12 protein-coding genes are annotated in these 13,468 nt (G+C 69.3%); 4 read left to right on the top strand and 8 right to left on the bottom strand.

What is annotated here, in order from left to right:
• Nucleotides 1-190: 190 nt before the first annotated feature.
• Nucleotides 191-1,123 (top strand): hypothetical protein, encoded by a 933-nt coding sequence (locus VLG41_RS15325; RefSeq protein ID WP_325350264.1) that lies wholly within the window; start codon nucleotides 191-193, stop codon nucleotides 1,121-1,123.
• Between the two features lie 84 nt (nucleotides 1,124-1,207).
• Here the strand turns inward: VLG41_RS15325 and VLG41_RS15330 are convergent, their stop codons facing one another.
• The 8 genes from VLG41_RS15330 to VLG41_RS15365 form a co-directional block, all read right to left on the bottom strand.
• Nucleotides 1,208-2,071 carry an isocitrate lyase/phosphoenolpyruvate mutase family protein gene (locus tag VLG41_RS15330; protein WP_325350265.1) on the bottom strand — a complete coding sequence of 288 codons (864 nt, stop codon included), beginning with the start codon at nucleotides 2,069-2,071 and terminating at the stop codon, nucleotides 1,208-1,210.
• A gap of 28 nt (nucleotides 2,072-2,099) precedes the next feature.
• Nucleotides 2,100-3,779, bottom strand: a complete 1,680-nt coding sequence (locus VLG41_RS15335) for a dihydroxy-acid dehydratase (RefSeq protein ID WP_325350266.1) — start codon at nucleotides 3,777-3,779, stop codon at nucleotides 2,100-2,102.
• 27 nt (nucleotides 3,780-3,806) lie between these two features.
• Nucleotides 3,807-5,129, bottom strand: coding sequence for an FAD-dependent oxidoreductase (locus tag VLG41_RS15340; protein ID WP_325350267.1), 1,323 nt, complete (start codon nucleotides 5,127-5,129; stop codon nucleotides 3,807-3,809).
• Nucleotides 5,130-5,142: 13 nt separating this feature from the next.
• Entirely contained in the window at nucleotides 5,143-6,465 is a 1,323-nt protein-coding gene (locus VLG41_RS15345) for a TRAP transporter large permease subunit (RefSeq protein ID WP_325350268.1), read from the bottom strand.
• Nucleotides 6,462-6,968, bottom strand: coding sequence for a TRAP transporter small permease subunit (locus VLG41_RS15350; protein ID WP_325350269.1), 507 nt, complete (start codon nucleotides 6,966-6,968; stop codon nucleotides 6,462-6,464). Before VLG41_RS15350 ends, VLG41_RS15345 begins: the two co-directional genes overlap by 4 nt.
• An 81-nt stretch (nucleotides 6,969-7,049) precedes the next feature.
• Entirely contained in the window at nucleotides 7,050-8,117 is a 1,068-nt protein-coding gene (gene dctP / locus VLG41_RS15355) for a TRAP transporter substrate-binding protein DctP (protein WP_325350270.1), read from the bottom strand.
• Nucleotides 8,118-8,166: 49 nt separating this feature from the next.
• Entirely contained in the window at nucleotides 8,167-8,979 is an 813-nt protein-coding gene (locus VLG41_RS15360; protein ID WP_325350271.1) for a sterol desaturase family protein, read from the bottom strand.
• A gap of 66 nt (nucleotides 8,980-9,045) precedes the next feature.
• Complete coding sequence (locus VLG41_RS15365) at nucleotides 9,046-9,801, bottom strand: alpha/beta hydrolase (RefSeq protein ID WP_325350272.1); 756 nt, start codon at nucleotides 9,799-9,801, stop codon at nucleotides 9,046-9,048.
• A gap of 70 nt (nucleotides 9,802-9,871) precedes the next feature.
• Here VLG41_RS15365 and VLG41_RS15370 point away from each other — a divergent pair, with 70 nt between their 5' ends.
• The 3 genes from VLG41_RS15370 (at nucleotide 9,872) to VLG41_RS15380 (ending at nucleotide 13,359) form a co-directional block, all read left to right on the top strand.
• Complete coding sequence (locus VLG41_RS15370) at nucleotides 9,872-11,137, top strand: iron-containing alcohol dehydrogenase (protein ID WP_325350273.1); 1,266 nt, start codon at nucleotides 9,872-9,874, stop codon at nucleotides 11,135-11,137.
• Nucleotides 11,134-11,919 (top strand): GntR family transcriptional regulator, encoded by a 786-nt coding sequence (locus VLG41_RS15375; RefSeq protein WP_325350274.1) that lies wholly within the window; start codon nucleotides 11,134-11,136, stop codon nucleotides 11,917-11,919. The genes VLG41_RS15370 and VLG41_RS15375 overlap by 4 nt, the downstream gene beginning before the upstream one ends.
• Nucleotides 11,920-12,105: 186 nt before the next feature.
• Nucleotides 12,106-13,359 (top strand): PQQ-dependent sugar dehydrogenase, encoded by a 1,254-nt coding sequence (locus VLG41_RS15380; RefSeq protein WP_325350275.1) that lies wholly within the window; start codon nucleotides 12,106-12,108, stop codon nucleotides 13,357-13,359.
• Nucleotides 13,360-13,468: the final 109 nt, after the last annotated feature.

Below are 13,468 nucleotides of genomic sequence, written 5' to 3' on the forward strand. Positions count from 1 at the left end.
GTAGATGCTCATGCGGGCATCGTAGGCAGCGGGGCCGGGGCGTGACCAGCGGGGCTTACCCGATGGGACCCCGGTCTGGCTTGTCGCCCGGCAGACAATCAGACCTGCTTCGACTCGTCGCACGCCCAGGCGCGCCAACGCTCGTTGCAGAATGGGGCATTCGATATCGAGGATCGAGAGGGGAGGACCAATGGGTACACGGAAGACGGGCACATGGCTTGCGCTAGTTTTTGCGTACCAACCGCACTTTGCACAGGCTGCAGCGCCAATCTATTTCGATATCGGCCAGGTAGTTTTGGTGCTGGGGGGCTCGGCGGCAGCATTCATCGCACTCTTGCTCGGTCTGATTTCTTCCCGCAGCAACCGCGTCAAGCTCCTTTGCCTCTCAGGACTGTTGGCCTACCCTGCTTACTTTCTCTGGAGCAGTTATCAGACTCACAAAATCCGGAAACCACATGAGGGGTACACCCACTTCCGGGGAGCCGCGTCAACAAGTTCTGCCGTTCACAGCACCGCATTCGCTCTTTGCAATCCTCGCAAATCGGATGTTTTTCGCATCAAACCCATCCTGTCACTCCGACTTCAACCGACAACTGCGGCGAACGAGCCCGTTCCCCGAGGCTGGCAAGGGGTGCAGGCATTCGTGCTGGCGGGAATCAGTACGCCAGATCCAGTCTACGAGCCACACAACGAACAAACGAGTCTGGCAAAGGTCGTACGCCGCATCGGCATGCAAAGACTAAGCGAGGGCAGCAAACAATTGCCCAGCTTGGAGTACCTAGAGGCGGACGGAACCTGGAGCCGATTGGAGCCGTCTCCCGATGCGCCAATCTATCAGGTGGTGCGGCATGTCCAACCGAGCGCGAGCCACATCATCCAAGTTAATGCGATAAAGACTTCGCTCGAAAAATCGGCGGACCACTACGGAGTTCGAATCGACCTCATCGATCCTCAAGCGAACCGATCAGTCGCTTGGCGACAGTTCTTTGCCAGAGACTTGTACGACGGTCACCACAACCGTTGGGCATTGATGCCGACCAACACCTGCGGATTCGACAAGAAAAAGTCTCACTCAGAACTTCAATCCTGGCTCGAATGGCTTATGCCACCAAGTAACGGCTAGAGGCTCGTTTTTATTCCGCAGTACAGATGCCCGCGGCACGCACGGGTCATAACTCTGTTGGGCGCCGCACGTTCTGCCCAGCGCTCACACCGACTTTGAGACCTCGCGGAACATCTGGTTGAAAGCCCCCAGCCCCGGCAGGTTGGCCGCGTAGCCAAAGCTCCCAGGCCCGTTCATCTCCTCGGCGGCCTGCAGCAGCGCCGCGTAGGCCGCGCGCGCCAGCGACGAGCCCACGCTGATGCGCCGCACGCCCAGATGCTCCAGGTCGCCGCGCGTGAGCGCGCCGCCGGCCAGGCCCATCACCACGTTCACCGGCCGGGGCGCCACGGCGCGCACCACGCGCTCCACCTGCTCGGCGGTTTTCAGGCCGGGGGCGTAGAGCACGTCGGCGCCCACCTCGGCGAAGGCCTGCAGCCGGCGGATGGTGTCGTCGAGGTCATTCCTGCCCCACAGCAGGTTCTCGGCCCGCGCGGTGAGCACGAAGGGAAACGGCAGCGCGCGCGCCGCCTGCACGGCCGCGCGCACGCGGGCCACTGCCGCGTCGAAGGGGTAGATGGGGTCGTCGGCGCGGCCGGTGGCGTCTTCGATGGAGCCGCCCACCACGCCCGCCTCGGCGGCCAGGCGGATGGTGTCGGCGCAGTCCTGCGGGCTGTCGCCGAAGCCGTTCTCCAGGTCGGCCGTCATCGGCAGCGCGGTGGCTTGCGCGATGTCGCGCAGGTGGGCGATGGTGCGCTCGCGGCCCAGGCCGCCGTCGGGCAGGCCCAGGGCGAAGGCGTGGCCGGCGCTGCTGCTGGCCAGGGCCTGGAAGCCCTGCCCCGCCAGCAGCACGGCGGAGCCCCGGTCCCAGGGGTTGGGCACGACGAAGCAGCCCTGGCGGTGCAGCTCGACGAAGCGCTCGGCGCGTTCGCTGCGTTTGGCCTGTTCGCCGCGGTCGGCAGTGGTGCCCATCGTGTCCCCTTTCCCGGTCGGTGCCGTGTCACTTCAGCGGCGCGCGCTCACCCAGCACCGCGCCTTTGGACAGCGGTTGTACCAGTTGACCGTACAGGTGCAGCCAGCCGAAGCGACCCTGGGGCACGGGCGGCTTGAAGTCGCGCAGGCGCGCGGCGATCTCCTCGGCGGGCACCACCAGTTCGATGCGCCGCGCGTTGAGGTCGATCTCCACGCGGTCGCCGTCGCGCACGGCCGCCAGCGGGCCGCCCTCGGCGGCCTCGGGCATGACCTGGCCGATGGTGATGCCGCTGTTGAGGCCGGAGAGTTCGCCGTCGGTGACGACAGCCACGTCCGCCCCTCGCCCCGCGCCCACCAGGGCCGCCATGAAGCTGGCCGCGAACACCGTGCCCGGGCCGCCGCGCGGGCCCAGCATGCGCAGCACGATGACCTGCCCCGGTTGCACGGCACCGGTGCGCAGGCCGTCGATGGCGAGGGCTTCGTCCTCGAACACCTTGGCCTCGCCCGCGAAGCGGCGGATGCCGGCGGGCACGGCCGCCAGCTTCACCAGCGCGCCGTCGGGCGCGAGCGAACCGCGAATCACCATCAGCCCGGGCTCGCGCGCGAAGGGCTCGTCCAGCGTGCGGATGACCTGGTCGTCGATCGCCAGCGGCACGGCCAGCTCTTCGCCCACGGTGCGGCCGGACACGCTCAGCGCGCTGCCGTCCACCAGCGGGCCCAGGCGCTGCATCACCGCGCGCACGCCGCCGGCGGCGTCCAGGTCCTCGATGCGGTCCGGCCCGTTGGGGCGCACCTGCGTGAGCATGGGCACGGTGTCGGCGCAGGCCTCGAACTCGGCGATCACGTCGACGGGGCATTGCGCCTCGATGGCGATGGCGATGAGGTGGCGCATGACGTTGACCGAGCAGCCCATGGCCACCGCCGTGCGCACCGCGTTGCGCAGCGCGGCGGGCGTGAGGATCTGGCGCGGGCGCAGGTCCTCGCGCACGAGGTCGACGATGCGCGCGCCGGCCTGCGCGGCCAGGGCGTGCAGGCGTGGGCCGTCGGCGCGGATGGGCGCGTTGCCCGGCAGCGCCATGCCCAGGGCCTCGGCCAGGCAGTGCATGGAGTTGGCCGTGGCCAGGCCGGCGCACACGCCGGGGCCGTCGATGGCGGCGCGGCACATGCCGTGCAGGCCGTCGAGCGAGAGCTGGCCCGCCTTCACCGTGCCCACGGCCTTGTAGACCTCCTCGATGTCGACGTGGTGCTCGCCGCACTGGCGGCCCAACTGGTAGCCGCAGGCCAGCACCAGGGCCGGCACGTCCAGGCGGCCGGCGGCCATCAGGTGGGCGGGCGTGGTCTTGTCGCAACTGGAGAGCAGCAGCATGCCGTCGAGTTCCGCGCCCTCCACCTGCACCTCGATGTCGTTGACGATGAGGTCGCGCGTGGGCATGAGGTAGCGGCCCTGGCGCCCGGCGCTGGTGATGAAGTCGGACGGCGCGGCGGTGCGGATCTCGAAGGGCAGACCGCCGGCGGCGCGGATGGCGTCCTGCACCATCCTGGAGATGCGGTCCAGGTGCGAGAAGCAGACCGACAGGCCGCTGGAGGTGTTGACGACGGCGATCTTGGGTTTGTCGAAGTCGCTCTCGGGGATGCCCATGGCCGTCCATTGCGCGACGCGCACGGCCCAGCGGGTGGACCCGGGTTCGAAGTTGCTGCGATAGGTCATTGGGTTCCTGTGAATGGTTCAGTCGTCTCAATCGTCGAGGCGCGCGCCCTGGCGGTTGAGTTCGGCGCGCACCTGGCGCCCGTCGATGGCGCGGGGCTGGCGCTGTTCGCGCACGGCCAGCGTGGCCGCCACGCCGAGCGCCTGCCCGTAGGAAAAACACTGCGCCGTGACGCGCGCCGAGGCCACGGCCTCGTGCTCGGCCGAGAGGCACCGCCCGCCGAAGAGCAGGCCTTCGCCCAGCTCGGGCACGAAGCAGCCGTAGGGCACCTCGTAGAAGTCGCCGATGAGCCATTCCACGCGCGGCTTCGCGCCGGCGTGCAGCTCGATCGGCCAGGGCGAGCGCGCCACGCCGTCAGCGAACTTGCTGCCGGCCACCACGTCGGTGTTGCGCAGCACGGCGGTGCCGGCGCCCTGGCGCGTCTGGCGCACGCCCACCTGCACGCCGGTGTCGTTGACCCAGGCGTTCTCGCAACCCACCAGGTGCTCGCGGAAGAAGCGCTCGTACTGGCGCACCTGCGCGCGGCCCTGCGGCTCGGCCTCGCTCAGGTCCTCGGCGATGGCGGCGTTGAGCTCACGCCCGTCGGCGCCGCGCACGCGCGTGCAGTTGCACAGCAGCTCGCCGGGGCGCGTGGTGGTGAAGAGCCAGATCTTGGCGCGCGGCAGGTCCATGCCGGCCTGCTGCGCGGCCAGGATGCGCTCGCTCACGGCCACCGGCATGATCGTGTCCTGCCCGTACTCGGCGAGAAAGCGCGCGGTGTCCACGCCCTGCAGGCGAAAGATCATGGTGGGGTTCTGCACCACGCCGTCGGCCCCGCACCAGGTGCGAAACCCCGCCATGGCCAGCAGGTCGGCGTCGCCGCTGGCGTCGATGGTGATGGGCGCGCGCACGTCGAGCAGGCCGGACTTGGTCCACACCATCGCGCCGCCCACCAGGTCGCCGTCGCGGTGCACGCCGGTGGCCAGGGCGTGGTACAGCACGCGCACGCCGGCTTGCGCCAGCAAGGCGTCGGCGCTTTCGCGCCAGGCCAGGGGCTCGTGCACGCGGGTGAAGGTCTTGCCGTAGAGCATGGGCTCCGTCAGCCCGCCGCGCGACTCCATCTGCGCGATGAAGTCGTCCACGAAGCCGTGTACCAGCTGGCGCGGCGTCACCGGGTGTTCGGCCGCTTCGTATAGGCCGCAGATGGTGCCGGACAGGCCGGCCACCGCGCCGCCGCCGCAGAAGCCGTAGCGCTCCACCAGCAGCACCGACAGGCCGGCGCGCGCCGCGGTGCAGGCCGCGGCCACGCCGGTGGCGCCGCCACCGATCACCAGCACATCGGTCCGCACGCGCTGAACGGGTCGTTGGTCCATGGTGTTGCCTCCCTCAGCGCAATTGCATCGCCCAGCCGGGCAGCCAGGTCACCATCTGCGGCCAGAGCATGGTCGCGGCCAGCACCACCACCTGCAGCAGGATGAAGGGCACCATGCCGGCGTACATGTGGCGCATGGTGATCTCGGGCGGCGCCACGGCGCGCAGATAGAAGATCGCGGGCGCCAGCGGCGGCGTGAGGTAGCTGGTCTGGATCATGATGAGGAACAGGATGCAGAACCACACCGGATCGAAGCCCGCGGCCGTCACCAGCGGCGTGAAGATCGGCAGGAAGATCAGCACGATGGAGATCCAGTCCAGGAAGAAGCCGGCGATGAACAGGATCGCGAGCAGCAGGAAGACCAGGCCCCAGGGGCCCATCTGCAACTGGTCGATCGCCGCGCTGGCCAGGCTGATGCCGCCACCGCCCACGAACACACCGGTGAACAGCGTGCCGCCCAGCAGCACCGCCATGATCATGGCGGTGACGCGCACGGTCTTGAGCAGCGAGTCGTAGAGGCCGCCCCAGGTGAAGCGGCGGTACAGCACAGTGAGCAGCACCGAGCACACGCAGCCGATGGCCGCCGCCTCCGTGGGCGAGGCCACGCCGCCCAGGATGGAGCCCAGCACGGCGACGATCATCAGCAGCGGCGGCACCAGGTTGCGCGCCGAGATGCCCAGCTTCTGCATGAACGTCGGGTCGCCCGGTTCGGGCGGGATGCGCGGGCCGTGCTCGGGCTTCACGATGCACAGCACCAGGATGTAGACCAGGTACAGGCCGGCCATCATCAGGCCGGGGAACACCATGCCGTACATCAGGTCGCCCACGGACACGTCGGCCAGCGGGCCCATCACCACCACCACCACCGACGGCGGGATGATGGTGCCCAGCGATCCCCCGGCGCAGATGACGCCGCTGATGAGGCGCTTGTCGTAGCCGTAGCGCAGCATGATGGGGATGGTGAGCAGGCCCACCACCGATTCGGTGGCGCCGATCACCCCGCTGGAGGCCGCGAACACGATGCACATGAGCACGGTGGCAATGGCCAGGCCACCGGGCAGGCGGCGCGTCCAGATGTGGATGGCCTCGAACAGGCGGTCGGCGATGCCCGACTTCTCCAGCACCGCGCCCATGAAGACGAACAGCGGAATGGCCGCGAAGACGAAGTTGGAGGCCAGGTCGTCGACCTTCTCGACGAACTGGTGCACCACGGCCGGGCCGAAGGTCATCAGGCCGAACGCGGTGGCGGTGAGCAGCATCGCGAAGGCGACCTGCACCCCCAGGAACATCAGCCCGAAGGTGACGGGCAGCATGAAGAACGGCAGGTACTCCATCATGGCCGTTGCACCTTCGGTTCGCGGCGCACGAAGGACTTGAGCAGTTCGCACAGCACCTGCAAAGCCAGCGTGGCGAAGGCCAGGGTGAACACGGCGCGGAACGGCCACACCGGCAGATTCAGGGCCGACTGGCCCGAGGTCTCGCCGCGCGCATAGCCGTCGGCCATGTAGTGCCACAGCGTCCAGCTGAGCCACACCAGGATGGGCAGCACCAGCGCGTACACCACGGCGTCGATGCGGCGGCGCGCCTGGGGCGACAGGAACACGCTGAGCACGTCGATGCGGATGTGCTCCCCCTGGCGCAGCGTGTAGGCCAGCGCGAGCAGGAAGTGCGCACCGGTCAGCGTGTAGCCGATCTCGTAGGCCCAGATGGTGGGCGCGTCCAGCGCGTAGCGGGAGATCACCTCCCAGGTGGTGGCCAGCACCAGAGGCACGAGCAGCAAGGCCGCGAGCACGCCAATGCCCACGACCCAGCGCTCGGCGAGGTCAATGAATCGATTCAAGGAAGTCCCCATTCAAGAGACGGCGGCACGCACCGCCATTCGCTGGCGCGCACCGGGGACGGTGCGCGCCACCCATTCGCATCAGACGCGCTTGATCTTCACCTTGCGCCAGTCGTCCGCGTCACGCCACGCGGCGTCGAACGCCTGCTGGCTCTGGTGCACCTTGGCGAACCACTTGGACCTGCCTTCCTTGGCCGTCTTGTCGGCCCAGTCCAGGCCGATCTTGCGGGTGGCGAACTGCACCTCTTCGTCCAGCTCGATCAGGGTGACGCCGTTCTTCTTGTAGAAATCGAAGGCCTTGGCGTCTTCGGCGCCGATGCGCGCCCAGCTCTCGAAGGTGACGAGCTTGGCCACCACCTCCACCAGCTTGCGGTCGGCCTCGGGCATCTTGTCCCACACGCCCTTGTTGATGACGAGTTCGAAGGGCGCGCAGGGCTGGTGCACGCCGGGGTAGCTGAGGTAGCGCGCCACCTTGTAAAAGCCCGAGGACACGTTCTCCCACGGCGTGCCCCACTCCACCGCGTCGATGGCGCCGCGCTCGAGCATGGGGAAGATGTCGCCACCGGCCGTGGTGACGGGCGCCGCGCCCAGCTCTTTCGACATCTCCAGCCAGGCACCGGCGGTGCGCAGCTTCAGGCCCTTGAGGTCTTCCAGCGTTTTCACCGGCTTGCGCGAATGCACGAACACCTCGGCCGTGCGCATGAACAGCGGGAAGGAGATGACGCCGTCGCTGCCTTCGCGGAATTCGCGTTGCAGCTCCACGCCGCCGCCTTCGTAGAGCCAGTGCAGCATGCGCTCGGCGTCGAAGCTGCCGGCGTAGCCGCCGAACAGCGCGGTGGTGACGTCCTTGCCCCAGTCGTAGCCGATCCAGGTGTGGCCGCATTCGGCCAGTCCGTTCTTCACCGTCTCGGGCACCTTCAGGGCATTGCCCAGGCCGCCACCAGGGAAGGTCTGGATCTTGAAGCGCCCGCCCGAGAGCTGCGCCATGCGCTCGGCGAAGGCCTTGGCGCCGATGTCCATCAGCGGCCCGCCGGCCCAGCCGGTGGCCATCTTCCAGTTGTAGGTGGGGCCGGTCTGCGCGTGGGCGGCGGCGCTGGCGAGCAAGCCGGCGCCGGCCAGGCCGGTGCCGATGAGTTGACGACGTTTCATGGGTTTGTCTCCTGCGGGTGGTTGTGCTGTCGTGTCGTGGCCGGCGTATTCAGGCCAGTGCCTGCTTCTCTTCGGATGTCAGCTCGGGGCCGTCGAGCGTGACTCGCCTCTCCTGCGTCTCTTCGTTGCGAAAGCGCGCGACGATGGGCCTCAACTCGGCCTTGATGTAGCGCTCGTCGTAGCCGTTGAACAGCGTGCCGATCAGGCCGCGGTCCAGATCGCTCGTTCCCATGATCCAGTCGAAGATGGGAAAGCTCAGGTTCATGTTCTTGTGCATCATGATTCCCTGGTTGTGGTGCGCGGTGTGGTGGCGGCGGATGGTGTTGATGAAGGGCATGTGGCGCACGAACCAGTTCTCGTGCACGTGGCAGCACAGGTGGAACACCTCGTAGACCAGGTAGTGGCAGACCATGGTCATGAACAGGATGTAGCCCGCGTTGGGGTTGAAGATCTGCGCCGCGATCCAGCCCAGGCCGGTGCCGAACACGCCCAGCACGATGAGTACGCGCCAGGGAAAGAACACGATGCGGAACTCGCGCACCGTGTCGATGGTGATGTCGTTGTCGGTGAAGTACTGGTGGTGCTCGCGCGTGTGGCGCTCGTAGATGGCGCGCAGCGCGAAAACGTCGATGCGCCGGTGCATCACGTACTTGTGCATGAACCATTCGACGAAGTTGCCCGCCAGGAACACGGGCAGCACCAGCAGCCATTCCCAGGTGGGGTTGTTCAACTGCGTGCTGCAGTACCAGAGCGCCGCGATGCCGGCGGCGAACATCACGCTGGTGTGCACGATGCCGTTGTAGAACGGGCTGATGCGGCCCTTGTACTGCTCCCGGAATCGTCTCTGCTTGTCGGTCATCATGGGGCGTGTCTCCTGTGCAATTCAACTGACATACTAGTCGAATAGTAGAAGTCGACCATACGCATGTCAAGAGCCCAGGAAGGCGCTCATGGAAGATCCCAGGGTGGCGCTGGACTGGGCCATGGCGGAGTGGCCCACGCCCGGCAGCGGCAGCCAGCGCGCGCCGGGCACGTGCCCGGCCAGCCAGCGGCCGTGCTCGAACGGGCACTCGTCGTCCAGCTCGCCGTGCGCCACCAGCGTGGGCAGGCGGATGCCGCGCGCCGCTTCGCGCAGGTCGGCGTGGCGCACCGAGGCCCAGCTGGCGGCCACCGCGTCGGCGTCGGCCACGGCCTTGAGTTGCAGGCGCTCGGCGCGCGCGCGGGCCTCCTGCTCCAGCGCCTCGGGCGTCTCGCCGCGAAACCACACCGCGCCCGGCGTGGCGCAGGCGGTGCCCGAGACCAGCACCAGGCGCTCCAGGCCCGCGTCGCCGTGGCGCGCCAGCAGGTTCAGGATGACGCTCACGCCCATGCTCCAGCCGGCCAGGGCCACCGGCTGGCCGGTGCGCTCGGCCAGGTCCATCGCCAGCGCGTGCACCAGATCGGCGAAGTGGTCCAGGTGGTAGTAGCGCTCGCGCGGCAGCGGCTCGGCGGCGCTCCAGCGCGGCGACAGCCCGCGCCCCGGCAGGTTGGGCCAGGCGCAGCGGCGCCCCAGCAGCGCGGGCAGCACGGGCAACCAGGCGTCGGCCGCGCCCTGGATGCCGTGCACCAGCAGCAGCGGCGCGCCCTGCCCCGCGAACCTGCAGTCGAGGGTTTGTGCCGATCGGTGAATGGATGGATTTGCCATACAAGTAACATATCACTGATCTTTCAATGGTTTCATAGCCAGCCCGCAACGCCCATCCGTTCTGACCCTGATGCCCGACACGTCCCCCACCCCCATCCCCGACGCCCCCATCACCCTCTGCGCGCCGCCCCGGGTCATCTGCGCCGACGGCGCGCGCCACCGCCTCGCCCCGCTGTGCAACAGCCTGGGCTGGCGCGAGGCGCTCGTCGTCACCGACGCCTGGTTCCACCAGAACAGCCCCGCCCTGGCCGAGGTGCTGGCGGCCTTGCGCGCCCAGGGCATCACCGTGCGCGTGTTCGACGGCGGCGAGCCCGACCCCTCCACCACGCTGGCCGACCGCGCCACGGCCTGGGTGCGCGACCAGGGCGCGCGGCCCGACCACCTGATCGCCTGGGGCGGCGGCAGCAACATCGACCTGGCCAAGGCGCTCAGCGTCACCCTGCCCAGCGGCCGCCCGGTGGCCGAGCTGCTGAACCGCGCGAACTGGCCCGCCGCGCCGCTGCCCCTGGTGGCCGTGCCCACCACGGCCGGCACCGGCTCGGAGATCACGCCCGGGGCGATCCTGGTGCAGCCCGGCAGCGCGACCAAGGTGGCGCTGATGGCCAACGCGCTGCGGCCCGTGGTCGCGCTGATCGACCCCGAACTCACCTGGACCTGCCCGCCGCGCGTGACGGCCGACGCGGGGCTGGACGCGCTCACGCACGCCATCGAGTCCTGGCTGACGCTGGACGCGGCGCTGTTCGACAACGGCGACGACCCCGACCCGGGCTACAGCGGCCGCAACGAGCTGACGGTGCAGTTCGCGCGCCAGGCCACGGCGCTGGCCTTCGGCCACCTGGCCACCGCCTTCGAGCGGCCGAACGACCGCGCCGCGCGCAACGCCATGGCGCGCGCCAGCCTGTACGCCGCCCTGTCCTACGCCACGGCGGGCCTGAACGCGGTGCATGGCCTGGCCTACGCGCTGGCCGGCCTGACGCACGCCAGCCACGGCAGCACCAACGCGGTGATGCTGCCCTACGTGATGGACGCGCTGGTGGACACGCGACGCGACGAGCTGGCCGAGATCGCGCGCCTGGCCGGCGCCTCGGGCGAGGACCCGGCGGCGCTGGCCCGGCAGGCGCCGGTGCTCACACGCGCGCTGGTGCGCCGGCTGGGGCTGGCCGGCGATCTGCTAAGTTTCGGCGTGGCGCAAGCGCAGTTGCCCCAGCTGGTGGCGGACGGCCTGGCGGTGACCCGGCTGGCCAAGGCCTGGCCCGGCGGGCCGGTCGACGAGGCCTACGCCCGCATCGTGCACCACGCCTACCACGGAGAACTTTCCGGAGAATCGCGCCCATGAGCAAAGCGACGGCAAGAAAGACATCAGGGACCACCGGCGCGGCACGCGCCCCGCGCACAGCGGCCACCAGGACCGGCGCCCGGGCCCCGGCCAAACCCAGGGCGGCCCCCCCCGCTGCAGCGAAAGCGCCCACGGCCCGCCCGCGCAGCCTCACCGCGCAGGCCTATGAACGCATCGAGGAGCTGATCGTGCAGCTCGAGCTGCTGCCCGGCACCGCGCTCAGCGAGGCCGAGCTCTCGGCCCGCCTGGGCATCGGCCGCACCCCCGTCCGCGAGGCCTTGCAGCGCCTGGCGCGCGAACACCTCGTGCAGATCCTGCCGCAGCGCGGCGTGCTGGTGTCGGAACTGGACATCAAGCGCCAGTTGCGCCTGCTGGAGACGCGCCGCGAGGTGGAGCGACTGGTGGCGCGCTGCGCTGCTCGGCGATCGACGGACGCGGAACGCCAGCAGTTCGCCGAACTGGCGAAGGAGTTCAACGCCGCCGCCAAGGCCAAGGACCAGGTCCGCTTCATGCGCGCGGACAAGCTCTTCAACGACCTCTCGCTGCGCGCCGCGCGCAACGAGTTCGCCAGCGGCGCCATGGGCCTCATGCACGGCCTGTCGCGCCGCTTCTGGTTCATGCACCACCGCCAGGCCGACGACACGCCCTCCATTGCCGTGCTGCACGCGCGCATCGCGCAGGCCATCGCCGACGGCGACGAGACGAAGGCGGCCAAGGCGCTGGACGAGCTCATCGACCACAACGAGGCGTTCACGCGCTCGACGGTCAGCACCGATTTCTGAGGGCGCGCGCCGCCGGGGCGCCGCAGCCCCGCAGCGGCGCCGGGACAGCGCCCATGTTGCCCCGCAACAAGCCTATCGGTGCGATAGCCCCCGCCGCCGGCACGAACGGGGGTTTGCTCCTACCATGCCGGCCACGGGTCAGGCCTTGGCCCGTGCAGAAGAACCACAGCATTCAGGAGACAACCCATGCTCAAGCCCCTCGCCCGTCCGGGCGTGGCGGGCGCCGCCGTGGCGCTCGCCCTCTTCGGTTGCGCACAGACCGGCTCGCAGGCGCCGGCCGCGTCCGCGCCACCGGCCGCATCCGCCGCCCCGCCACCCGCCTGGAAACAGGGCATGCCCGCGAGCATGGCCAGTTCCACCCTGGCGCCGCTGGCCGGCAAGATGACCGTGACGCCGGCCGACCAGATTCCCGTCAACCGCATCAAGCTGCCGCCGGGCTTCAAGGTGGAGGTCTGGGCCACCGGCATGCCGGGCGGGCGCGCCATCGCGGCGGGCGACAACGGCAAGTACTACGTGGGCACGCGCGGCATCGGCCGCGTCTATGAAGTCACCGACAGCGGCGGCGCCCGCACGGTGCGCACGGTGGTGGACAAGCTCAACCAGCCCTCGGGCGTGGCCTACCGCAACGGTTCCCTGTACGTGATGGCCATCGACAAGGTGCTGCGTTTCGATGGCATTGCCGGCAACCCCAACGCGCAACCGGTGGACATGACGGCCGCGTTCAAGCTGCCCAAGGAACAGCACCACAACTGGAAGTACATCGCCTTCGGGCCCGACGGCAAGCTCTACGTGCCCTTCGGCGCGCCCTGCAACATCTGCGAGCTGCCCTCGCCCGAGTACGCGCAGATCCGCCGCTACAACGCCGACGGTTCCGGCATGGAGGTGGTGGCCACCGGTGTGCGCAACAGCGTGGGCTTCGACTGGCACCCGCAGACGAAGGAGCTGTGGTTCAGCAACCATGGCCGCGACTGGCTGGGCGACGACACGCCCAACGACACCCTGCACCGCCTGCGCGCCAGCGGCCTGAACCACGGCTTTCCGTACTGCCATGAAGGCAAGATCGCCGACCCCGACGTGAAGAAGGCCAATGCCTGCGGCGGCGTGGAGCCGCCCGTGGCGCTGATGGGCCCGCACGCGGCCAGCATGGGCGTCATGTTCTACAGCGGCACCATGTTCCCGCCCGAGTACCGCGGCGCGCTGTTCAACGCGCGCAAGGGCTCGTGGAACCGCACGAAGAAGATCGGCTACGACGTGGTGATGGTCAAGGCCACGCCCGACGGCAAGAACGCGCAGATCGTGCCCTTCATGACCGGCTTCATGAACGAGGCCGACCAGAGCTTCTGGGGCCGCCCCGCCTACCTGCTGCAGATGAAGGACGGCTCGCTGCTGGTGTCGGACGAACAGCTCGGCGCGATCTATCGCGTGAGCTACGGCGGCTGATGCGGCGGCTGATGCGGCGGCTGATGCGGCGGCTGATGCGGCGCGCGCCGATCCTGCTCTCGATCGCGCTGCTGGCGGGCGGCGCGGCGGCCCAGGCGCTCAACGAGCG

This window comes from Hydrogenophaga sp., assembly GCF_035481345.1.
Lineage (GTDB): Bacteria > Pseudomonadota > Gammaproteobacteria > Burkholderiales > Burkholderiaceae_C > Hydrogenophaga.

Coding starts and splice junctions, on each gene's coding strand:
- VLG41_RS15325 (WP_325350264.1), top strand. CDS start 191: ATGGGTACACGGAAGACGGGCACATGGCTTGCGCTAGTTTTTGCGTAC.
- VLG41_RS15330 (WP_325350265.1), bottom strand. CDS start 2,071: ATGGGCACCACTGCCGACCGCGGCGAACAGGCCAAACGCAGCGAACGC.
- VLG41_RS15335 (WP_325350266.1), bottom strand. CDS start 3,779: ATGACCTATCGCAGCAACTTCGAACCCGGGTCCACCCGCTGGGCCGTG.
- VLG41_RS15340 (WP_325350267.1), bottom strand. CDS start 5,129: ATGGACCAACGACCCGTTCAGCGCGTGCGGACCGATGTGCTGGTGATC.
- VLG41_RS15345 (WP_325350268.1), bottom strand. CDS start 6,465: ATGATGGAGTACCTGCCGTTCTTCATGCTGCCCGTCACCTTCGGGCTG.
- dctP (WP_325350270.1), bottom strand. CDS start 8,117: ATGAAACGTCGTCAACTCATCGGCACCGGCCTGGCCGGCGCCGGCTTG.
- VLG41_RS15360 (WP_325350271.1), bottom strand. CDS start 8,979: ATGATGACCGACAAGCAGAGACGATTCCGGGAGCAGTACAAGGGCCGC.
- VLG41_RS15365 (WP_325350272.1), bottom strand. CDS start 9,801: ATGGCAAATCCATCCATTCACCGATCGGCACAAACCCTCGACTGCAGG.
- VLG41_RS15370 (WP_325350273.1), top strand. CDS start 9,872: ATGCCCGACACGTCCCCCACCCCCATCCCCGACGCCCCCATCACCCTC.
- VLG41_RS15375 (WP_325350274.1), top strand. CDS start 11,134: ATGAGCAAAGCGACGGCAAGAAAGACATCAGGGACCACCGGCGCGGCA.
- VLG41_RS15380 (WP_325350275.1), top strand. CDS start 12,106: ATGCTCAAGCCCCTCGCCCGTCCGGGCGTGGCGGGCGCCGCCGTGGCG.